15 protein-coding genes are annotated in these 21,603 nt (G+C 75.0%); 8 read left to right on the top strand and 7 right to left on the bottom strand.

Features of this window, described 5'->3' with window-relative positions; all coding sequences use genetic code 11:
* The first annotated feature begins 124 nt into the window (after positions 1–124).
* Entirely contained in the window at positions 125–1,627 is a 1,503-nt protein-coding gene (locus tag IE248_RS32910) for an SCO1417 family PLP biosynthesis transcription factor (RefSeq protein WP_100582455.1), read from the top strand.
* Positions 1,628–1,675: 48 nt separating this feature from the next.
* On the opposite strand, the gene IE248_RS32905 is transcribed toward IE248_RS32910, so the two are convergent.
* Together IE248_RS32905 and IE248_RS32900 are read right to left on the bottom strand one after the other, a co-directional pair.
* Positions 1,676–3,307, bottom strand: a complete 1,632-nt coding sequence (locus tag IE248_RS32905; protein WP_190032612.1) for a P-loop NTPase family protein — start codon at positions 3,305–3,307, stop codon at positions 1,676–1,678.
* A gap of 80 nt (positions 3,308–3,387) precedes the next feature.
* Entirely contained in the window at positions 3,388–3,582 is a 195-nt protein-coding gene (locus tag IE248_RS32900; protein ID WP_008743136.1) for a hypothetical protein, read from the bottom strand.
* A 310-nt stretch (positions 3,583–3,892) separates the two neighbouring features.
* Between IE248_RS32900 and IE248_RS32895 the strand changes: the two genes are divergently transcribed.
* The gene (locus IE248_RS32895; RefSeq protein ID WP_190032611.1) at positions 3,893–4,333 is read left to right on the top strand and encodes an ankyrin repeat domain-containing protein; all 441 of its coding nucleotides are present in this window, start codon (positions 3,893–3,895) and stop codon (positions 4,331–4,333) included.
* 342 nt (positions 4,334–4,675) lie between these two features.
* Complete coding sequence (locus tag IE248_RS32890; protein ID WP_073797508.1) at positions 4,676–6,073, top strand: hypothetical protein; 1,398 nt, start codon at positions 4,676–4,678, stop codon at positions 6,071–6,073.
* A 403-nt stretch (positions 6,074–6,476) separates the two neighbouring features.
* On the opposite strand, the gene IE248_RS32885 is transcribed toward IE248_RS32890, so the two are convergent.
* The 4 genes from IE248_RS32885 to IE248_RS32870 all read right to left on the bottom strand — a co-directional run bounded on the left by IE248_RS32885 (position 6,477) and on the right by IE248_RS32870 (position 9,698).
* Positions 6,477–6,884 carry a DUF3224 domain-containing protein gene (locus tag IE248_RS32885; protein ID WP_190032610.1) on the bottom strand — a complete coding sequence of 136 codons (408 nt, stop codon included), beginning with the start codon at positions 6,882–6,884 and terminating at the stop codon, positions 6,477–6,479.
* 536 nt (positions 6,885–7,420) lie between these two features.
* Positions 7,421–8,332 (bottom strand): 5-oxoprolinase subunit C family protein, encoded by a 912-nt coding sequence (locus IE248_RS32880; protein WP_190032609.1) that lies wholly within the window; start codon positions 8,330–8,332, stop codon positions 7,421–7,423.
* Positions 8,329–8,940 (bottom strand): 5-oxoprolinase subunit B family protein, encoded by a 612-nt coding sequence (locus IE248_RS32875; RefSeq protein ID WP_190032608.1) that lies wholly within the window; start codon positions 8,938–8,940, stop codon positions 8,329–8,331. Before IE248_RS32875 ends, IE248_RS32880 begins: the two co-directional genes overlap by 4 nt.
* Complete coding sequence (locus IE248_RS32870; protein WP_100582491.1) at positions 8,937–9,698, bottom strand: LamB/YcsF family protein; 762 nt, start codon at positions 9,696–9,698, stop codon at positions 8,937–8,939. Before IE248_RS32870 ends, IE248_RS32875 begins: the two co-directional genes overlap by 4 nt.
* A gap of 194 nt (positions 9,699–9,892) precedes the next feature.
* On the opposite strand from IE248_RS32870, the gene IE248_RS32865 reads away from it, so the two are divergent.
* The 3 genes from IE248_RS32865 to IE248_RS32855 all read left to right on the top strand — a co-directional run bounded on the left by IE248_RS32865 (position 9,893) and on the right by IE248_RS32855 (position 17,257).
* Positions 9,893–11,416, top strand: coding sequence for a hypothetical protein (locus IE248_RS32865; protein WP_037797178.1), 1,524 nt, complete (start codon positions 9,893–9,895; stop codon positions 11,414–11,416).
* Positions 11,417–11,609: 193 nt separating this feature from the next.
* On the top strand, positions 11,610–12,533 hold the full coding sequence (locus IE248_RS32860; protein WP_037797177.1) for a membrane protein: 924 nt from the start codon (positions 11,610–11,612) through the stop codon (positions 12,531–12,533).
* A 53-nt stretch (positions 12,534–12,586) separates the two neighbouring features.
* Positions 12,587–17,257: a hypothetical protein gene (locus IE248_RS32855; RefSeq protein WP_190032607.1), complete on the top strand. Its 4,671-nt coding sequence runs from the start codon at positions 12,587–12,589 to the stop codon at positions 17,255–17,257.
* Positions 17,258–17,298: 41 nt separating this feature from the next.
* On the opposite strand, the gene IE248_RS37880 is transcribed toward IE248_RS32855, so the two are convergent.
* Positions 17,299–17,760 carry a hypothetical protein gene (locus IE248_RS37880; RefSeq protein WP_229895709.1) on the bottom strand — a complete coding sequence of 154 codons (462 nt, stop codon included), beginning with the start codon at positions 17,758–17,760 and terminating at the stop codon, positions 17,299–17,301.
* Between the two features lie 388 nt (positions 17,761–18,148).
* Between IE248_RS37880 and IE248_RS32845 the strand changes: the two genes are divergently transcribed.
* Both IE248_RS32845 and IE248_RS32840 read left to right on the top strand, forming a co-directional pair.
* Positions 18,149–21,160, top strand: a complete 3,012-nt coding sequence (locus tag IE248_RS32845; protein WP_190032606.1) for a sensor histidine kinase — start codon at positions 18,149–18,151, stop codon at positions 21,158–21,160.
* Positions 21,157–21,594, top strand: a complete 438-nt coding sequence (locus IE248_RS32840) for a roadblock/LC7 domain-containing protein (protein WP_037797174.1) — start codon at positions 21,157–21,159, stop codon at positions 21,592–21,594. Before IE248_RS32845 ends, IE248_RS32840 begins: the two co-directional genes overlap by 4 nt.
* Positions 21,595–21,603: the final 9 nt, after the last annotated feature.

Here is a 21,603-nt window from a genome sequence, read left to right as displayed (position 1 = left end):
GATCCCGGCCGGGCCCCCTGGCCCCGCCGGAGCCACGCGTGACAGTCTGGGCCACGGAAGCAATCCAATACCGGTCGCACCTGGGGCCGGTCGGGGCCAATTCGACGAAGGTGGACCGGACAGCATGGCTCAGTGGACCTCGGCGGTCGGTGCCGCACAGCTCGCCCGCCTCATCGGCTCCCAGCAGCGGCCGACGGCCGTGGCCGGCGCCCGCAAGCCGCCCGCGTACCGCACCCTCGCCGACGGCATCCGGCTGCTCGTCCTCGAAGGCCGCGTCCCCGTAGCCGCCCGGCTGCCCGCCGAGCGGGAACTCGCCGTCGCCCTCGGCCTCAGCCGCACCACCGTCGCCGCCGCCTACGAGGCGCTGCGCGGCGAGGGGTTCCTGGAATCCCGCCGGGGCGCCGGCAGCTGGACCTCCGTACCCGCGGGGAACCCGCTGCCCGCGCGCGGCCTGGAACCCCTGCCGCCCGAGTCCCTCGGCTCCATGATCGACCTGGGCTGCGCCGCCCTCCCGGCCCCCGAGCCCTGGCTCACCAAGGCCGTCCAGGGCGCCCTGGAGGAACTCCCGCCGTACGCGCACACCCACGGGGACTACCCGGCCGGGCTGCCCGCGCTGCGCCGGATGCTCGCCGACCGCTACACCGAGCGCGGCATCCCGACCATGCCCGAGCAGATCATGGTCACCACCGGAGCGATGGGCGCCATCGACGCCATCTGCAGCCTCTTCGCCGGGCGCGGGGAGCGGATCGCCGTCGAATCCCCCTCCTACGCCAACATCCTCCAGCTGATGCGCGCCGCCGGCGTCCGCCTCGTACCGGTCGCCATGGGCGACGGGCTCGGCGGCTGGGACATGACCGTGTGGCGGCAGGTGCTGCGCGACGCCGCGCCCCGCCTCGCCTACGTCGTCGCCGACTTCCACAACCCGACGGGCGCCCTGGCCTCCGAGGACCAGCGCCGCGCGATGGTCGAGGCCGCCCGCTCGGCCGGCACCGTGCTCGTCGTGGACGAGACCATGGCCGAACTGAAGCTGGATCCGGAGGTGGCCATGCCGCGCCGGGTGTGCTCCTTCGACCCGGCCGGGTCCACCGTGATCACCGTCGGCTCCGCCAGCAAGGCCTTCTGGGCCGGGATGCGGATCGGCTGGGTCCGCGCCGCGCCCGACGTCATCCGGAGCCTGGTCGCCGCGCGCGCCTACGCCGACCTGGGCACTCCGGTGCTGGAGCAGCTCGCGGTGAACTGGCTGATGCGGACCGGGGGCTGGGAGGAGGCCGTCGGGATCCGCCGCGACCAGGCCCGCGAGAACCGGGACGCGCTGGTCGCGGCCGTCCGCCGGGAACTGCCGGACTGGGAGTTCGAGGTGCCGAGGGGCGGGCTGACCCTGTGGGCCCGCGCGGGCGGGCTGTCCGGCTCACGGCTGGCCGAGGTGGGGGAGCGGGTCGGCGTACGGGTCCCCTCGGGCCCCCGGTTCGGCGTGGACGGGGCGTTCGAGGGGTACGTCCGGCTCCCGTTCACCGTCGGCGGCCCCGTGGCCGAGGAGGCCGCCGCCCGGCTCGCGGCGGCGGCCCGGCTGGTCGGCACGGGCGCGGGCGGCAGCGGAGCCGAGCCGCCGCGCACCTTCGTGGCGTAGCGGCCCCGCCGGACCGGGCCCGCGGGCGCGGGTTCTCGGGGCGGGCCCTCAGGGCGTCTCGGCGGGTACCTCGGGGATCTCCGGGGCGTCGGTCTCCGGGGCCTGCGCCTGCGCCGGGGGCTGGTGCCCCTGGAGCGGCTTGCCCAGCGTGAGGTGGTGACCGGCCACGGCCGGCTTGCGGGCGGGCAGCAGCTCAAGGACCGCCTGGCGGTGCGCCGCGTGCGCGCCGTCGTCGTACGGGTCCGGGGTGGCCGGGACCTGGAGCCGGTGCACCGGACCCGTGCCGAGCCGCGCGTACCCGCGGCCGGGCGGGACCTGCGCGGTCGGGGTGGTGTGCGGCGGCAGCCCCAGGACGTCGGCGGTCTGCTGGATCGAGGCGGGCCCGAGCACGATCCGCGCCCGGGTGTGCTGCCAGATGGCGTCGTTCAGCAGCTCCAGGTGGTCGAAGTGCTCGGCCACCACCACCGTGACGTGCGCGGCCCGGCCGTGCCGCAGCGGCACCTGGAGCCGGCCGAGCGGATCGGGGTGCCCCTCGGAGACGGCGAGGTGGGCCAGCACGCTCGGCTGGTCCAGCAGGATCCACAGCGGGCGCCGGATGTCCTCGGGCGCCGGCCGGCCCGCCTCGCGGGCCCGGTGGCCGGCGATCAGCCGCCGCTCGGTCTCGTGCGCGGCCCACTCCAGCGTCGCCAGCGCCCCCGTCGGGCCGCATTCCACGGCCAGGACGCCCGTACGGCCGGACAGGCAGGCGAACTCGCCGGTGTCCCCGCCCTCGACGATCAGTACGTCGCCCCCGTGCCGGAGGGCCTGAAGGGCGATCGAGCGCAGCAGGGTGGAGGTGCCGCTGCCGGGCTGGCCGACGGCCAGCAGGTGCGGCTCGGTGGAGCGCGGGCCGGTGCGCCAGATCACCGGCGGCACGTCGCGCGGCTCGTCGCCCTCCAGGACGGGCAGGGTGCGCCGCACGCTGCCGGCGTCGGTGAATCCGAGCACGGTCTCGCCGGGGGAGGTGACGAACGGCTGGGCGGCGATGCCCGTCGGCAGCGCCGCCAGCACGCTCAGGTCGAGCTGGTTGCCCTCCTCGTCCCAGTCGAAGCGGTACTCCCGTCCGCGCCCGGACTTGGCGTGCAGCAGCGCCTCGATCCGGGCCCGCGAGGCGGCCTCGCCGTCGGTGAAGTAGGCCGGGTAGCGGATGCGCAGCCGGGTGACGCGGCCCGCCTCGTCGAACTCGTGGCCGCTGAAGGCCTGGTCCCAGCTGCCGCCGTGGGCGAAGAGCGGGTTCGGGTCCTCGGGGATGGAGAAGTACGGCACGAGGGCTTCGTAGAGGGAGCCGAGCCGCTCGGTCTCGGCCTCGCTGGGACCGGTCTTCACCGGGGTGCGGGCCCGTCCCTGCCAGGCTGCCGCCGCCATGAGGGTGATCAGGGCGAGCAGCGGACCGTAGGGGACGAGCGCGACCACGAGGACGCAGGCCGCTCCCAGGAACAGCGCGGGACCCCGCTTGTCCTTGGGGGTCCCGGCCCACTTGCGCCGCCCGGCCGAGGCCAGGACGCGCAGGCCGCGGCCGATGACGAGGAGCGGATGGAGGACGTCCGTGGCACTGTCGGCGGCCGTGCGCGCGAAGTCGCGGCCCCGGGCCAGCGACGCGGTGCCGCTGATGAGGATGCGGGGAAGTGGGCGCCGGGCCACGGGCGTCTCCTGGAGTTGTCGGTGTGGCGGGTGCTTCGGGTGTGGCGTGGTGTTCTCGGGACCACTCGCTCGGCGGTGGCCTAGAGCTTGATCCCGCCGAGGAGGCTCGCGAGGCTCGCGGTGCTCGCCGTGATGCTGGGGGCGATGGCGGAGCCGGCCAGGAAGAAGCCGAAGAGCGCGCACACGAACGCGTGCGACAGCTTCATCCCGTCCTTCTTGAAGAACAGGAAGCAGATGATGCCGAGTAGGACGACACCTGAGATCGACAAGACCATGGGAGGTTCTCCTGGTAGTGGGGGCAGTCACCATCAGTTGTTCCAGGCTCACAGGAAGTATCAATGCGACAAAAGGTGCATCCGAGTGAATCCCGAGGTTTTTCACTTGACCGGCCCTTCCCGGCTTGCGCGACCGGGGCGAAGGGGGTTCAAGCGGGTCAAGAGTGATCTTTGCCTCAGTCGGACCCCGACATGTGCGGGCCCGGGCGCTACCCTGGCGATTCACCCGTACGGACGCGGCGCCGTACGCCCCCATGCCCGCCCGGCCTGGGGAAACTCACCCAGCAGCGAGTGAAAGGCGGTACGGACGATGAGCGAGAACATCCCCGGCGGCACCGGATCCAACGGATCCACCGGATCCCACGACGCCCCCGACGAGGACGTCATCGAACTGGCCACCAAGATCTTCGACCTGGCCCGCCAGGGCGAGACCGTCACGCTCACCGCGTACCTCGACGCCGGGGTCCCCGCGAACCTCACCAACGACCGCGGCGACACCCTCGTGATGCTCGCCGCCTACCACGGCCACGCCGCCACCGTCACGGCCCTGCTGACCCGCGGCGCCGAGGCCGACCGCGCCAACGACCGCGGCCAGACCCCGCTCGCCGGCGCCGTCTTCAAGGGCGAGGAGGCCGTCATCCGCGCGCTGCTCGCCGGCGGCGCCGACCCGGCCGCCGGAACGCCCTCCGCCGTGGACACCGCCCGCATGTTCGCCAAGGACGACCTGCTGGAACTCTTCGGAGCCAAGTAGTCCGCTTTTGGCCGCCACCTGGGCGCCGATCGACCGATACCTACCTCACAGGTTGATCACGGCGGCCGTAAATGTGGTCGCGGTGCACAAACCGGCTGAGTCATCATGGCGTCGGATTCGATTCGCGAACATGACGGACGGGCAGGAGCGGGCTGGACACGAAGGGTGTCCCGGCCCATCACCTGCCACACCGGCCGCCCTGGCCGCGAAGCACCGACGAGAGTGAGAAGGCAATGGTCTACATCGAGCGGAACATGACGGCGGACGTCCTCACATGCTGTTACGCGGCCCTGTGAATCCCGATTCCCGGTTGCGTCCCCAGCTTGATTTGAGGCCATTCCCATGTTCGAACCAGTCATAGCGCCAAGCGGCACCCTGCTCGGGCTCCTCCAGCGGGGTCGCGGCGACGGCACGCTGCACGCCCTGGCCGCACCCAGGGCCGAGGCCCTCGCGGCACTCAACCAGTGTGTGCTCCGCGACCCGCGCCAGGACTGGCAGGTCGAGAACCGCTCCCTGTACTACGCCAGGCTCTACCTGGACCTCGACGGCCCCCTCGGCGAGATCGAGACCCACCTCTTCAGCGCCGACGACCTCGTCGACGAGGACGACCACCGGACCGGCCTCGCCCTGTCCGTACTCGGTCACCTCGCCTCCTACGGCCGCGACGACGCGCTCATGCTGCTGCGCCGGTACGCCGCCCGCGGCGCCAACTGGTCCTGGGCTCTCGACGAACTCGCCCTGCGCGACGACGACGAGGGACTGCGCGGCCTCGCCACGCCCGTCCTCGCCAGATTCCCGGCCACGGCCGACGGCGAGGCGCGGCTGGCCGCCGCCGTCCGCGACGCGTACGAGCCGAGGCCCTGGTTCCTCTGGGAAGAGACGCCCGCATTCGGCGATCGGTTGCGCGCCGCCCGCCAGCAGGGCTCCTTCGACCGCTGGCAGCGCCAGCTGACACCCAGCGGGCCCCGCCCCGGCTGGGGAGTCCAGGCCGTCTTCGACTGGGCCGCCGACGGACTGCGCCGCGGCACCCCGCTGCACGTCCCCGCCGCCCGCTGTCTCGCCGCGGTGGCCGCGCCCGAGGACCGCTCCGCGATCCTCGCGGCCGCCGCCGGAGCCGCCGGCGAGGCCGCCCGCGCCACCGCCCTGCACCACCTGGTCGTCGCCGAACCGGAGAACCCGGCCGTCCTCGACCTCATCGAAGCCGCCGGGGACGAGCCCGCCGTAGCCGCCTACCAGCGCATGTACGGCCCCGCCGCCATCGACCGCGCCCGGCTCTGGGCCCACCGCCCCGACGCCCTCGGCGCGGCCGCGGCCGCCCTCCTCGCCACCCGCGGCGGAGCCGAGGACACCGGCCTCGTCCTCGGAGCCCTCCGCTCCACGGTCCGCGGCGCCGGCCCGGACAGCCTCGGGCTGTTCCCGCTGGTGGACGGAGCCGGCCGGCTCTCCATCGGCTGCGCGGCGCCCGTGCTGCGCCACATCTACCGCGAGACGTCCTCGTCCCACCTGCGCGGCCGCGCCGCCCGCGCCCTCGCCAGCACGGACCCCTCCTTCGCGGCGGGCTTCGCGGTCGAGTGCCTGTGGGACTGCGAGGAGACCACCCGCGAGGTGGCGGCCCTCCACGCGGAAACGGCGGACGCCCGCGTCGCCCCCCGGCTGCGCCACCTGGCGGCGGACCCCGCCGAGGAAGAGGACGTGCAGTCGGCGGTCCGGAGCCGGATAGCACCGGAGTCGGCGGTGTAGCACCCCGGCCGCCACCGGAACCCGGCCGGGCGGGATCGAACCGTGCTGGGGGCTTCCCGTCAGTCTCACTGTCCTTCCGTGTCGGTCCGGCCCGTCAAGGGCGCTCACTGCGTTCGCGTCGCTTCGCGATGGCCTTCGGCCACCCTTGACAGCCCGGCCCGCCCCGGAATGCCAAAGACTGTCGGGAAACCCCCAAAGAACGGTCAGGGGGGACCATGACCACCGAGCCGCACTGAGACGCCCGACCGGGACCCGTGCAGAGCGGACACGCCGCCCTCCGGGCGGAAAACCCGCCGAACCTGCACTCCACGGTGTCCAGATCAACCAAGCCAACGCTCAGGCGCATCAGATCGCTACCCGCCTGCCACTCGGCTCAGCGGCTGCGGACCGGCCGTGGCTGAGGTCAGCTGAGCTCGTAGTCGAACCACACCCGGTGCGTCCCGTCGGCATCGACGGTCAGCCCACCCGATCCGGCGATACCGGTCAGCTGACCGGTGCCACTCGACGGCACGATCACGAAGAACTCGTTGGCACGGTCGCTCCCGTGCGTCGTGGCGGAATGCGCGAAGTTGAACGTGCCCTCGCGGTCGTTCAGTGCCCCTTCGAAGGACTCCATGGCCAGGTAGGTGCCCACGCCCTTCGCCTGGTCGAAGGCAGAGGTGAACAGGGTCGCCGAATGGCCGACGATTTCCCCCTCGAAGTGCTTTTCCATCGTCATCACCCCCACCGCAACTCCGGTGGTCACGGCGGGAGTAGGCGCCACGTCGGCCGGGTCGAAGCCTTTGACGCTGAACGTTCCGGAAGCTCTCATGGCCCGATCGTAATGACGCCCTCTGACAACGGCCCTGACCAGCCACAACGGCTCGCGCCGCGTAGTGAGGGCGGGCGCCCAGCCTCGGCCGGTCCGCAGTCGCGTGGGGCGAGAAGCACATGGCGAGTGTGGGCGGCTTGTGTCCAGCCACGGCCGGTCCGCAGCCGCTGAGCCGAGTGGCAGGCGGGTAGCGATCTGATGCGCGGTAGGCCCCCTTCGCTGCGCTCGGGGCCCTCTGGGGCGCCGCCCCAGACCCCGCGCCTCAAACGCCGGCGAGGCTGGAACGCGGGGCGGCGTTTCCCGCCGAGCGGGAGCCCCGCCCAGGCGTCTTGCGATGGCTGGGTGGTCATGGTCCCCCCTGACCGTTCTTTGGGGGTTTCCCGACAGTCTTTGGCATTCCGGGGCGGGCCGGGCTGTCAAGGGTGGCCGAAGGCCATCGCGAAGCGACGCGACGACGAGGAACGAGGAGGAGCGCCCTTGACGGGCCGGACCGAACCGGAAGGACAGTGAGACTGGCGGGAAACCCCCAGCACTGTTCAATTCCGCCCGGCCCGCACGAACCTGACCCCCGTCCCCGGCCGGGCCTGGGCCGTCGCGTCCAGGGGCGGGCCCTCGGGGATGACGCCGATCACCGGGTAGCCCCCCGTCACCGGGTGGTCGGCCAGGAACACCACCGGCAGGCCGTCCGGGGGCACCTGGACCGCGCCCAAGACCATGCCCTCGCTCGGCAGTTCGCCGCCCCGCGCCCGTCGCAGCGGCGGGCCCGCCTCCGTGCGCAGCCCGATGCGGTTGGACAGGGCCGACACCCGGTACCCGGACCGCCACAGCCCCGCGATCGACTCCGCCGTGAACCAGTCCGCCCTCGGCCCCAGCCGCAACGGCAGCACCAGTTCCGACCCCGCCGCCCCGGCCCCGGCCGACCCCGCCGCCCCCGCCCCCGCCCCCGCCCCGTCCGCCCCACGGGCCGGGTCCCGTCCCGGTGGGCCCACCGGGAGCAGCGTGCCCGCCGCGAGCACCGGCGGGCCCAGCCCCGACAGCAGGTCCGTCGCCCGGCTGCCGAGGACCGCCGGTACGCCGAAGCCGCCCCGCACCGCGACGTAGCTCCGCAGTCCCGACTCCGCCCGGCCCACTTCCAGTTCGGCCCCGCCCGGCAGCCACACCGGCTCGCCCCAGGCGACCGGGCGACCTGATGCCCGTACCGCGCACGGCGCCCCCGTGACCGCGACGGTCACCGGGGCCAGTGCCCGCAGGGCCACGCCGTCCAGGGTGGTCTCCAGGGTCGCGGCGTCCACCGGGTTGCCCACGAGCCGGTTGGCCAGCGCGTGCGCCCCCGCGTCGAGCGCGCCCGAGCGGGGCACCCCGAGGTGCGCCCATCCGGGCCGTCCCCGGTCCTGGACGGTCGTGAGCGCCCCGGCCCGCAGTACCAGCAGCCCGCGCGGCCCGCTCATGTCCCGGCCTCCTCGAACCGCACCCGTACCCCCGGCGCGAACAGCGCCGCCGGGTCCCGCTCCGGGTCCCACAGCACCGCGTCCGTCGTCCCGATCAGCTGCCAGCCGCCGGGGGAGGAGCGCGGGTACACCCCCGCGTACTCGCCCGCCAGCGCCAGCGAGCCGGCCGGGACGGCCGCGCGGGGCGTGGCCCGGCGCGGCAGGTGCAGCCGCTCGGGCAGCCCCGTCAGGTACCCGAAGCCGGGCGCGAACCCGCAGAAGGCCACCCGGAACACGAGCGAGCCGACGACCCCGGCCACCTCCCGTTCCGTCACGTCCCACAGCAGGGCCACCTCGGCGAGGTCCGGCCCGTCGTACCGCACGGGGACGGTGATGAGCGGCCCCTCGGTCCCGGCCAGCGGCGGCACCTCCCAGAGGGCGATCCGCTCCGCGAGCGCGCGGGGTTCGCGCACCCCGTCCAGCAGTACGGTCCGGGCGGCGGGCACGATGTCGCGCACGGGGCCGAGTTCCGCCCGGCGCCGCAGCAGCTCGGCGTGGAGCGCGGCCACCTGCGCCGCGGAGTCCACTTCGAGCAGCAGGCCCTCGGAGCCCGCCACCAGCGCCCTCACGCGAACGCCTCCACCCGGACCCCGGCGGTGCGCAGCGCCTCCCGGACCCGCAGCGCCAGGCCCGCCGCCCCCGGGGTGTCCCCGTGCAGGCACAGCGAGCGCGCGGCTACCGGCACCGGGGCCGTCCCGTCGGCCGGGGTCACGGCGCCCTCGGCGGCCATCCGTACCGCCCGCGCGACCACCGCGTCCGGATCGTGCAGCACGGCCCCGGGCTCCCCGCGCGGTACGAGGGTCCCGGCGGAGGTGTAGGCCCGGTCGGCGAAGGCCTCCGGTACGGGGGGCAGCCCGGCCTCCGAGGCCGCCGCGAGCAGCAGTGACCCGGGCAGTCCGAGGACGGGGAGCCCGCGCGCGCCCGCCGCCAGCCGGATCCCGGCGACGACCGCGCCCGCCTGGCCCGCGTCGTGGACGGTGCGGTTGTAGAGCGCGCCGTGCGGTTTCACGTACGACACCTTGGACCCGGCCGCCCGTGCGAAGACCTCCAGAGCCCCGATCTGGTACGCCACCTCGTCCGCCAGCTCATCCGGCGGCACGTCCATGGCGCGCCGCCCGAAGCCCGCGAGGTCCCGGTAGGAGACCTGCGCCCCGATGCGCACCCCCCGCTCCGCCGCCTGCTCGCAGACCCGCCGCATGATCGACGGGTCCCCGGCGTGGAAGCCGCACGCCACGTTGGCGGAGGTGACGACGGAGAGCAGCGCCTCGTCGTCGGTCAGCGTCCAGCGCCCGAAGCCCTCGCCGAGGTCGGCGTTCAGGTCGATCAGGGGAGCGATCCGGGGTGCGATCATGGAAGCCATGCGGTGAGCGTAGAACAGCACCCGCGCGGCCGTGCCACGTTCTCCGCGCGGCCGTCCCGCGTTCCCCGTGCGGCCGTCCCGCGTTCCCCGCCGCCCCGGGACCGATCCGGCCGAACCATGCCGTTTGGGATGTTGTCAGCAACAGCGCCTAGTCTTTGTCCGTGACTCTCCCCGCCCAGGCGTTGCCCCTCTCGTCCCCGGCACCGGGCCCGGCCGCCGACGAAGGCCTGGCCCGGCGGCTGCGCGCCCTCGCCTGCACCGCCCCGCTGCACGACCTCGACGTACGCAAGGCCAATCTGGCGGGCGAGTACGGGGGCTACGCGATGGCGGAGGTCGCGCTCGCCGCCATCGACCTGGTCACGCTCAACATGGACTTCGACACCGGCGCCGACCACGAGCAGATAGTGGCCAGGCTGCTGCCCCGCGTCGCCGCCCAGGCCCCTGACCGCCCGGCCGCCGAGCACGAGCGGGTGGCCCGCTGGGTGCTGGAGAACCTGATCAACGTCGGCAGCGTCGACCGGGGCTTCCGCGCGATCTACGGAACCTTCGGCCCCGACGGCGTCTACGTACGCCGCGACTACGACTTCAAACTCATCGAGGAAGTCCCCGGCTACGGCGGCGCCGTCTACCTGCGCACCACCGACGAGGCCGTCAACGTGCTGGTCGGCGCCCTCGACACGGACGTCACCAGCGCGCAGATCGCAGCCGAGGTCAAGCTGGAGGTCCTGATCAGCCGGGGCCGCCTCGCCGACGCGCAGCTCGCCGCCGAACAGGCCCGCTACCGCACCGTCCAGTACGCGGAGACCCTGCGCCGCACCCTCGACGCGACGCGGCGCAACGTGCGCGCCGTGGACTGGCTCCAGGCCGTCCCCGACATGATCGCCGAGGCCCTGGACCACGTCGCCGACCGGTACCGCCACGAGAACGCGATCCTCACGAACATCCGCAAGGCCCGCGACGAGGCCGACGCCGTGCTCGACTCCAAGACGGCGGAGAACAAGCGGCGCGCCGCCGAGCTGGTCGACATCGTCAAGGACTGCATCCGGCGCCACACCCAGCTCCAGTCCCGCCTCCTGGACGCCGGCCCGCTGTTCCGCGCCGAGCAGGACCGCCAGGCCTTCGCCGCCCCCGCGCCGCGCTCCGGCATCGACCTGTACGGGCAGCTCGTGGCGCCCGTCCTGCCGCTCCCGGTGGAGCAGGCCCGCCGGGTCACCGACGCCTTCTTCGCGGCCGGCACCGGTCTGCGCACCCCCGTCTCCGTCCGCGTCGCCGACCTCGTCGAGATACTGCTGACCCCGCCCGTGGAGCGGGAGCACCTCGGCGTGGAGATGCCCGAGCCCGACCTCATCGCGACCCCGGACGACAGCCGCTTCAGCGAGGAGCAGCTCGCCCGCGCCATGGAGCTCCTGGACCTGCCGCACGACGCTCCGCGCCGCCTCTCCGGGCTGCTCGCGCAGGCCCGCCGCGCCGACCCGGACCTCCCGTACCTGGTGGCGCTGCTGGCCGTGCACGCCGCGAGCCCGGCGGTCGGCACCGCCTACCGGCAGGGCGAGGAGCGGCTGCTCTTCGCCGTGGACGACGGCACCGAGCTGGACGACCCGGAGTTCGGCGGCGCCGACCTGATCGTCGGCACCGCCCTCCTCGACGCCGCCGGCATGGCCGCGGCCCGCTCGGAGGCCTCGTGACCACCCCGGAGCCGCCCGGCCCGTACCGGCCGCCCACCGCACCCCCCGAGCCGGGATCCGCCGAGCCCGCATCCCCCGTACCGGCACCCCCCGGGCCCGGCCGTCCCGCATCGCACCGCCCCGAGCCCGCACCGCACCGCCCCGAGCCTTCACCGCACCACCCCGCACCGCACCCCACCGAGGAGACCCACCCGTGAGCGACCACCACGCCGAGCACCCCGCGTGGAGCGAGCGGCACCCCGCGTGGAGCGAGGCCGACACCCCCTCGGCCCCCGTCGCGCCCGCCCCCGGAGGGACCGTCACGCCCGCCGACGCCGCGGACGCGGCCCGGCTCGTCGCCTTCGGGCTCCAGCCCAAGCTGCTCCCCGCGCGCGACGCCGAGTACGCCGAACTGCTGCGCCGCTACCGCGAGGACCCCGCCTTCGGCCGCCTCGCCGACGCCGTGGCCACCGGCCTCGGCCTCGTCGTCCTGGAGGTGTCGGCGCGCGCCGGGATGGCCGTCGCCGCCGACGAGGACTCCGTCTTCGCCGTCCGGATGGGCGACTACGCCCGCCGTACCGCCGCCGACTCCGCCGACCGGTTCCTGCACGGCCTCGCGCACCTGGCCGTCGCCGCCCTCGCCTTCCCCCGGCCCGAGGACCTCGCCGACGACGGCTACATCGGCCGGATCACCGTCAACGGGGTCGACGCGTTCGTCCGCCAGACCTGCCGCCGCCTGGAGGAGCGCGCCGAGGAACTCGGCGAGAACACCGACCCGGCCTCCGACGCCCCCGGCCTGGAGGCCGCCTGGCGCGTCTACGCCCGCCGCAGCTCGACCGGCGCCACCAAGGACGCCCGCCGCCTCGCCGGATCCACCACCGGCATCGTCGGCAAGGCCGCCGCCTTCCTCACCGACTCCGGGTTCCTCCAGCGCACCGGCGACGACTCCGGAGGCACCTACCGCACCACCCCCCGCTACCAGCTCCAGGTCCGCGACATGGCGGGCAGCTCGGCCATGGCCGAACTCCTGGAACTCGGCGTGGTCCCCGTCAGCGACGGCTCCGCCACCCTCCTGCCGCCGCCCGAGGGCGACGACCTGGAACTCGCGGCCGACGCCGGCCTGCCGTTCCACGCCTGAGCCACCTGCCCTCCGTACCCCTCCGTACCGAGAATTCACGAGAGTCCGCCGCCATGTACGAGCTGTCCCGGATCCGCCTCTACTCCATCGGGCCCGCCGGTGCGCGCTACGCCGACACCGTGCTCGACCTGCGCGGAGTCGGCGAGCCGGTGCCCCACCCGGCACCCACCCAGGCGGAGTTCTTCGAGGACGAGCCCACCGGCCCGCCCCGGCGCCCCGCGCCCGCCGGCGTGCTCTTCCTGGAGAACGGCGGCGGCAAGTCCGTCCTGCTCAAGCTGATCTTCTCGGTGATGCTCCCCGGCCACCGCAACACCCTCGGCGGCGCCAGCTCCGGTGTCCTGCGCAAGTTCCTGCTCGCCGACGACTGCGGTCACGTGGCCCTGGAATGGCAGCACACCCAGACCGGCGAGTGCGTGGTCGTCGGCAAGGTCAGCGAATGGCGCGGCCGCCAGGTGTCGGGCGACCCGCGCAAGTTCGCCGAGGCCTGGTACTCCTTCCGCCCCGGCCCGGGCCTGAGCCTCGACAACCTCCCCGTCGCCGAGGCCACCGCCGTGCGCCCGCCCGTCGAAGGCGCCTCCGGCGCCCAGGGCCGCCGCCGCACCATGAAGGGCTTCCGCGACGCCCTCACCGACGCCGGCAAGGCGTACCCGCACCTGGAGGTGGTCTGGGAGGAGATCCACGACCGCTGGAACGAGCACCTCACCGAACTCGGCCTCGACCCCGAACTCTTCCGCTACCAGCGCGAGATGAACGCCGACGAGGGCGAGGCCGCCGGTCTCTTCGCGGTCAAGAAGGACTCCGACTTCACCGACCTGCTGCTGCGCGCCGTCACCGACACCCGCGACACCGACGGCCTCGCCGACCTGGTCCACGGCTTCGGCAACAAGCTCGGCCGGCGCGGCGAGCTGATGGCCGAACGGGAGTTCACCGCGGGCTCCGTGGACCTCCTCACCAAGATCGTCGAGGCGGCCGGGACCCGCTCCCGGCTGCGCGACGTCCACGCGGGCGCCGAACGCCGCACCCGCACCCTCGCCCGGCGGCTGTCCGCCCGCGCCGGCGAGGAACGCGGCCGCGCCGCCGACCTCGCCCAGCGGGTCACCGGCGCCGCCCACGCCGTCACCTCCGCCGAGTCCGCGCGCGACCGCAGCGCCGCCGTCTCCGCCGAACTCGCCTACCGGCACGCCTCGCTGGCCCTGACCGTCGCCGACAAGGCCGCCGCCGCCCAGCGCCGCGAGCTCCTCGAAGCCCGCACCCTGCACTCCGCCTGGCAGGCCGCCGAGACCGTGCTGCGCCACCGCGCCGCCGCCGACCGCTCCGCGCGCGTCGCCGCCGCGATCCTGGAGGCCGAGCGGGACGCCGCCCCGGCGCTCGCCGCGCGCGCCACGGCCGCCGCCGCACTCGTACGGGCCCTGCACACCGCCGCCGAACACGGCGAGCGGGTCGCGAACGAGGAGGAGGAGCGCTCCGCCGCCCTCCAGGACGTCGGCGAGACCGCCCACCGGGACGCCACCGCCGCCGCCACCGCCGCCCAGCGGGCCCGCAGCGAGGCCGAACACCTGCGCTCGCGCCTCGGAGAGGTCGAGCAGGAGACCGCCGAGGCCGTACGGGCCGGCTGGCTCGACGACACCGCCCCCGACGCCGACCCGGCCCGCGCCGCCCTGGCCGCCGCCGACGCGGAGAAGTCCGCCGTGGCCGCCTGGGACGAGTCCCGCGACGCTTCCCGCGCCGCCGCCGAGGCCGCCCGCGAAGCCGCCGCCGCGGAATCCCGCGCCGAACTCACCGCCGCCCGCGCGGCGGACGCCGCCGACGCCGCCGAGGCCGCGCACGACGCCGAACACCGGGCGGCCGCCTCCCTCGCCGCCGCCCCGCGCCTGGCGGAGCTGCTGGGCCTCCCGTCGACCCCCGACACCTTCCTCCCGCACCCGCGCACGGGCACGCCGGGCGCCCCCGCGGCATCCGGCACACCGACCGCGGCCGCCGGCTCCGCGCCCGCAGCCGGCGGGCTCACGGTCTCGGACCTCGACCGCAACGCCGACGAGCTGCGCGAACTGCTCACCCGCGGCGTCGCCACCGCCGAACGGCAGCTGTTCGACCTGCGCACCGCCGCCGCCGACGACGCCCGGATCCTCGGCGCCCTCGGCGACGGCGGCCTGCTGCCGCCCGGCCCCGACGTCCTGGCCACCGTCGAGTACCTCGGCGAACACGGCATCCCCGCCCTGCCCGGCTGGCGCTACCTCGCCCAGTCCGTGGACCCCGCCGACCACGCCGCCGTCCTCGCGGCCCGCCCGGAACTCGTCGACGGCGTCGTCATCACCGACCCCGACACCCACCACCGGGCCCGCGAGGTGCTCTCCGGCGCGGCCCTGCTGCCCCGCTCCACCGTGGCCGTCGGCACCGCCGCCGCCCTGCTGGCGCCCGTGCCGCCCGCCGACCACTCCGACACCGGGGTGTTCCTCGTACCGCCGAACCCGGCCATGCACGACGAGCACGCCGCCGACGAGGAGCGCCAGGCGCTGCGCACCCGCGCCACCGCCCGCGACACCGAGATCCGCGACCTCGCCGCCCGGCTCTCCGGCGACCGCGAGCTCGCCGCCCGCCTCGGCTCCTGGCGCACCGGCTGCCCGCCCGGCCGCCTCGCCGAGCTGGCCGGACAGGCCGCGGCCGCCCGCACCTTCGCCGAGGAGGCCGACGCCGAGCTCGCGGAGGCCCGTACCGTACGCGCCGAGGCCGAGGACACCGCCGCCGACGCCGCCCGCGTCCGCGACGAGCGCCAGGACACCGCCCAGCGCGCCCGCCGCGTCGCCGATGCCCTCGCCGGGCTCGCCTTCCGGCTGCGCGAGCGGGCCGGCTGGCAGGTCAAGGTCCGCGAACTCGCCGACGACGCCGCCGAGTCCGAGGCCCGCGCCGAGGTCTGCCTGGACCGCGCCCGCGCCGCCGACGAGGACCGCCGCGCCGCCCAGCGCGCCGCCGACGACGCCCGCCGCACCGCCCGCGCCCTGCGCGCCGAACGCGCCGAGATCGCCGGCGCCCCCGAGGCCCTCCCCGAGGACGACGGCGCGCCCAAGGCCCCGCTGCCCGACCTCCGCGAGGCCTACCGCGCCGCCTCCCAGCTCTACGAGAAGGTCGGCGTCGGCGCCGACCTGCGCGCCGAACAGGCCCGCGCCGAGGGCGACGAGAGCGCCGCGCTCGCCGAACTCGACCGCCTCACCAACAAGGTCCGCACCCGCGCCGCCCAGCTCCTCGAAGGCACCGACGGCGCCGACGGCCCCTCCCGGCAGGCGGCCGCCGCCCGCGCCGAGTCCCTCGTCCAGATGCTGGAGACCCGCGCCTCCACCGCGAGCGAGCAGCTCGGCCGGCTGCGCGGCGAGGCCGAACGGCACGCCCCCACCGACGGCGAGGCGCACACCGAGCTGCCCGAGGAGATGATCCCCGGGGACGTCGAACAGGCCCAGGGCCTGCTGCGCACCGCCACCGCCCAGCTCGCCGCCCACACCGCGGCCGTGGAGAGCGCCCGGGCCGCGCACGCCGATCTGCTGCGCTCCCACCGCACCGCCGAGGACGGCGCCGGCGGCTTCGAGGAGACCGCCGCCCAGCTGCGGGACCTGCTGCGCGACCACGGGCACGACGAGGACGAGCAGTCGCCCGCGCCGCACCCGGGCACGCTGGAGGAGGCCCGCCAGTCCGCCACCGAGGCCCGCCGCTCGCTGCGCGGCTGCGCCGCCGACCTCTCGGCCGCCGAGTCGGCGGTCCGGGAGGCGAGCGACATCCTCGTCCGGCACGCCAACGCCAACCGCTACGAGCAGGTACGCACCCCCGCGCGCCAGCAGATCCGCGAACTGCCCGCCTCCGCCCTGCCCGAGCACGCCGCGGCCTGGGCGGCGGCCTTCGCCCCCCGGCTGCGCGTCCTCACCGACGAGCTGGCGCAGCTGGAGCGCAACCGCGACAGCATCGTCGACCGGCTCCGCGGGCTGGTGGAGTCCTCCCTGGCCACGCTGCGCTCCGCCCAGCGGCTCTCCCAGCTCCCCGAGGGCCTGGGGGAGTGGTCGGGCCAGGAGTTCCTGCGGATCCGCTTCGAGGAACCCGACCAGGCCACGCTCACCGAGCGGCTCGGCGAGGTCATCGACGAGGCGACCCGCGCCGCCGTCAAGAAGAACAGCACCGCCTCCTTCGGCGAGGGCCGCCGCGACGGCATGTCGCTGCTGCTGCGCGGCGTCCAGGCGGCGCTGGAACCCAAGGGCATCTCCGTCGAGATCCTGAAGCCGGACGCGGTGCTGCGCGCCGAGCGGGTCCCCGTCGGCCAGATGGGCGACGTCTTCTCCGGCGGGCAGCTGCTGACCGCCGCGATCGCGCTGTACTGCACGATGGCGGCGCTGCGCAGCAACGACCGGGGCCGCGACAAGCACCGGCACGCCGGCACGCTGTTCCTCGACAACCCGATCGGCCGCGCGAACGCGACGTACCTGCTGGAGCTCCAGCGGGCCGTGTCCGACGCGCTCGGCGTCCAGCTGCTCTACACGACGGGCCTGTTCGACACCACGGCCCTCGCCGAGTTCCCGCTGGTCATCCGGCTGCGCAACGACGCGGACCTGCGCGCGGGCCTGAAGTACATCAGCGTCGAGGAGCACCTGCGCCCGGGCCTGCCGCAGCAGTCCCCGGACGAGGAGACGATCCACGGCGAGATCACGGCGACCCGTATGTTCCGCCGCTCCACGGTCGGCGCCTGACCCGCCCGGGGCCGTACGGGCTTGTACGGCCCCGGGCGGGGTCAGCTCCGGCCGGCGCCCGGCTGGTAGCGCCGGTCCCCGGCCGCCGCCTGCCAGGCGGCGGCCCGGCCGGCCGCCTCCGCCTGCTGCTGCCGTATTCGCCCGCCCCGGGCGGGCACCGACGCGCGGGCCTCCCGGCGGCGGGCCCGCGCCGTACTGCTCGGCTGTGACACCACCCCGTGCCGCTGGTTCCACATCTGCCGGGTGATCAGCACGTCCAGCACGGCCCAGGTGGCCACGACGGTCCCGGCTATCCCGCAGAGCGCCATCGGGAACGCCAGCCAGGAGCCCGTCACCATGAGGAGGAACGCGATCGTCGCCTCCGTCAGCGTGACGGCCACGATCAGCACCGCCCGCACCGCCGAATCCCGCACCGGGTCCGGCAGCCTGCGCCGCGGCGACTCCTCCTCCACCCACAGCGACCGCCCCGCCCTGCCCGCGCCGCCGTCCTCGTACTTCCGCATGGTCCGCTCCCTCCCTCCACGCGGCCCGTCATACCGCAGTGGTTCCGGGTAAGTCCGACTTACCCGCCCCACTCGGATAGACGCTCGGGACGGCCGAGAGATTCCCGGAGCACGGACACCCCACCCGTGCCCGAACAACGCGGAACGAAGAATTCCAGCCATCCATCACGTAGCGGGAACTGACACCCCACCAAGTGTCATCTGCCACATATCGGTCCGCTCGTGACCGGAATGACCGGACAACTTGTGATCTCCGTCCCCGGGCCCGGCCGAAAACGTCCGGACACGCCTTCGAACCCGCTGCGTGGCAGTAGTAGGCTCACGCCGTTTAAATGACGGAACACCGACCCCCGCCAATGGGGTTGAGCTGGGGGAGGCTGGGGAGGCCATGCGCTTTCGCGGGAAGTCCATCCGCCGGAAGATCGTGGCGTTGCTCCTTGTGCCGCTCGTCTCCCTGACCGCCCTCTGGGGCTTCGCGACAGTCATCACCGGCCGCCAGGCCGTCCAGCTCCTCGACGTCGCCTACGTCATAGACAAGGTCGGCTACCCCATCGAGGACGTCGTCCGCGTCATCCAGAAGGAACGCCGCCAGACCCTCGTCGTCGTCGGCGACCCCCGCTCCTCCGTCGCCACCGCCGAACTCGCCAAGAGCCGCGCCGCCACCGACGCCGCCGTCGAGAGCATCAGCGCCAACGCCAAGGACCCCGAGGTCCTCGACGAGCTCAGCGAGGGCACCACCCAGCGGCTGGACTCCATCCTCGAAGCCTTCCGCGGCATCGCCGCGCTGCGCCGCTCCATCGACCAGAACAGCCTCGACCCCAGCCAGGCCCTGGAGCTCTACAGCCGGCTCGTCGACCCCTGCTACGAGTTCCTCCTCAATCTCCACGCCCTGGAGAACGTGGAGCTGGACAAGCAGGGCCGCGCCCTCGTCGGCATCACCCGCGCCCGCGAGACGCTCTCCCGCGAGGACGCCGTCATCGCCTCGGCCCTCGTCGCCCGCAACGTCAGCGCCGCCGACATCCGGCACGTCTCCGACTTCGCCGCCAACCGCCGCCTGCTGTACGAGTTCAACCTGGCGATCCTGCCGAGCGAGGACCGCGACCGCTTCGAGTCGTACTGGATGGGCCCCCAGACCACGCCCCTGCGCGACGCGGAGGAACGGTTCATCAGCGCGGGCGCCACCAAGACCCCGCGCGCCGTCACCGCGGCCCAGTGGGACGAGGCCGCCACCAAGGCCCTCGACGACCTCGCCACCATGGGCACCGCCGCCGGCGACGCCTACCAAAAGCGCGTCGAACCCGCCGCCATGAACGTCCTGATCCAGGCCGCCATCGCCGGCATCCTCGGCTTCATCGCCCTCGTCGTCTCCGTCGTCCTCTCCGTCCGCATCGGCCGCGACCTGGTCCGCGACCTGTCCCGGCTCCGCAAGGACGCCCACGAGGCCTCCGGCGTCCGGCTGCCCAGCGTCATGCGCCGTCTCGCCGCGGGCGAGAGCGTCGACGTCGAGACCGAGGCGCCCCGCCTGGAATTCGAGAAGGACGAGGTCGGCCAGGTCGCCCTCGCCCTCAACAGCCTCCAGCGCGCCGCCGTCGAGGCCGCCGTCAAACAGGCCGAACTGCGCCGCGGAGTCTCCGAGGTCTTCGTCAACCTGGCCCGCCGCAACCAGGTGCTCCTGCACCGCCAGCTGACCCTCCTCGACACCATGGAACGGCGCACCGAGGACACCGAGGAACTCGCCGACCTGTTCCGCCTCGACCACATGACCACGCGCATGCGCCGCCACGCCGAGGGCCTGGTGATCCTCTCCGGCGCCGCGCCCTCCCGCCAGTGGCGCAAGCCCGTCCAGCTGATGGACGTCGTCCGCGCCGCCGTCGCCGAGGTGGAGGACTACGAGCGCATCGAGGTACGCCGCCTCCCGCGCCTGGGCATCGAGGGCCCGGCCGTCGCCGACGTCACCCACCTCGTCGCCGAACTCCTGGAGAACGCCACCGTGTTCTCCCCTCCGCACACCGCCGTCCAGGTCCACGGCGAACGCGTCGCCAACGGCTTCACCCTGGAGATCCACGACCGCGGCCTCGGCATGAACCCGGAAGCGCTGCTCGACGCCAACCTCCGGCTCGCCGAGACCGCCGAGTTCGAACTCTCCGACACCGACCGGCTGGGCCTGTTCGTCGTCAGCCGCCTCGCCCATCGCCACGGCGTCAAGGTCGTCCTCCAGCACAGCCCCTACGGAGGCACCACCGCGGTCGTCTTCCTCCCGGCGGACCTGCTCACCGAGGCCCCCGAGACCAACGGCACCGGTATCCGCCTCACTGACGGCAAGCGCTCCCCGCGGCCCGCGCAGGCCGCCGTCGAGCGCGCCCGGCCCGGCCGCGCCGCCTCCGGCCGCCCGCTGCCCGCCGGGGTGCTGCACGGGCCGGTGGAGCTGGAAGCCCCGCTCAGCGTCCTCGGGCTGGACGGCATCGACCGTACCGAGGCCCCCGCCGGCCTCGCGGGCCTCGACGAGGTCACCGGGATCGCCGGGCGCGGCGGCAGCGGCCGCCCGCCCATGGCCACCCTGGACGACGAGACCCCGCCGAACGGCACCCCCCGCAGCTCCCTGCTGGGGCTCCCGCAGCGCGCCGGCGGCTGGAAGAACGACCGCAACGGCGCGGACCGCAACGGAGTGGACCGCAACGCCGCCGACCGGAACGGGGCCGACCGCAGCGCCGCGGACCGCAACGCCGCCGAGCGGCCCGACGGCGAGCGGTTCGGCGAGCAGTTCGGCGAACGCGACCGGGACCGGGACCGCCGGCGGGAGCCGCTGCCGCCCACCGGCCCGGTCCGCCTGGACCACTCCCGGGTGGACAGCGCCCGCCCCGACAGCGCCCGCCCCGAAGGCCCCCGCGCCGGCGGCGCGGTGCCGCTCCCGCGCCGCAGGCCGACCCCGACCCTGGTCGCCGAGCACGGCCGCCGCGTCGAGCCCCGCCCGGTGTCCATGGTCCGCCGGTCCCCGTCCACCGCCACGCCTCCGACGGCGGCCGCGCCCCAGCCGGCGCCCGCCGGAACCGACCCCGGCGGCGCCCGGCCCCAGCCCGCCCCGGGCCCCGGCGGGCTGCCCCGCCGGGTCCGCCAGGCCAACCTGGCCCCCCAGCTCAAGAACGCCCCGTCCGCCGGTTCCGCCGAAGCCGCCGCCGAGCCGCTGGAGGACCGCGACGCGGACGACGTGCGCAACCGCATGTCGGCGCTCCAGCGGGGCTGGACCGCGGGCCGCGAACAGCACGCCGCCCAGCAGCGCCGCGCGGCACGGCAGCAGGACGTACAGCAACAGGACGCACAGCAGCAGCCGGAGGCCGGGGCAGGCACGTCCGCCGCCACCGGTCCCGCGACCGAGAACGAGAACGAGGGGGACGGTCGATGACCGCACCGCAGACCGGCAACGACACCAGGGGCCGCGGCTCCGGCCCGCTCAACTGGCTCCTCGACGAACTCGTCGACAAGGTCGGCAGCATCCGCAAGGCGGTGGTCCTCTCCGGCGACGGCCTGCCCACGGGCAGCTCCGCGGACCTGACCCGGGAGGACAGCGAGCACCTGGCCGCCGTGGCCTCCGGCTTCCACAGCCTGGCCAAGGGCGTCGGCCGCCACTTCGAGTCCGGCCGGGTCCGCCAGACCGTCGTCGAGCTCGACGAGGCGTTCCTGTTCGTCATGGCCGCCGGGGACGGCAGCTGCCTCGCCGTGCTCTCCGACGCCGACTCCGATGTCGGTCAGGTCGCGTACGAGATGACCCTGATGGTCAAGCGAGTCGGTGACCACCTGGCGACCGCCCCGCGGACCGGGCTGCCAGCCGGAGGGTGAGTCGGACGG

Origin of the sequence: Streptomyces goshikiensis (genome assembly GCF_014650555.1) — a bacterium.
In the GTDB taxonomy this organism is placed as follows: Bacteria; Actinomycetota; Actinomycetes; order Streptomycetales; family Streptomycetaceae; genus Streptomyces; species Streptomyces goshikiensis.
This window is presented reverse-complemented; position numbering and strand designations above follow the sequence as displayed.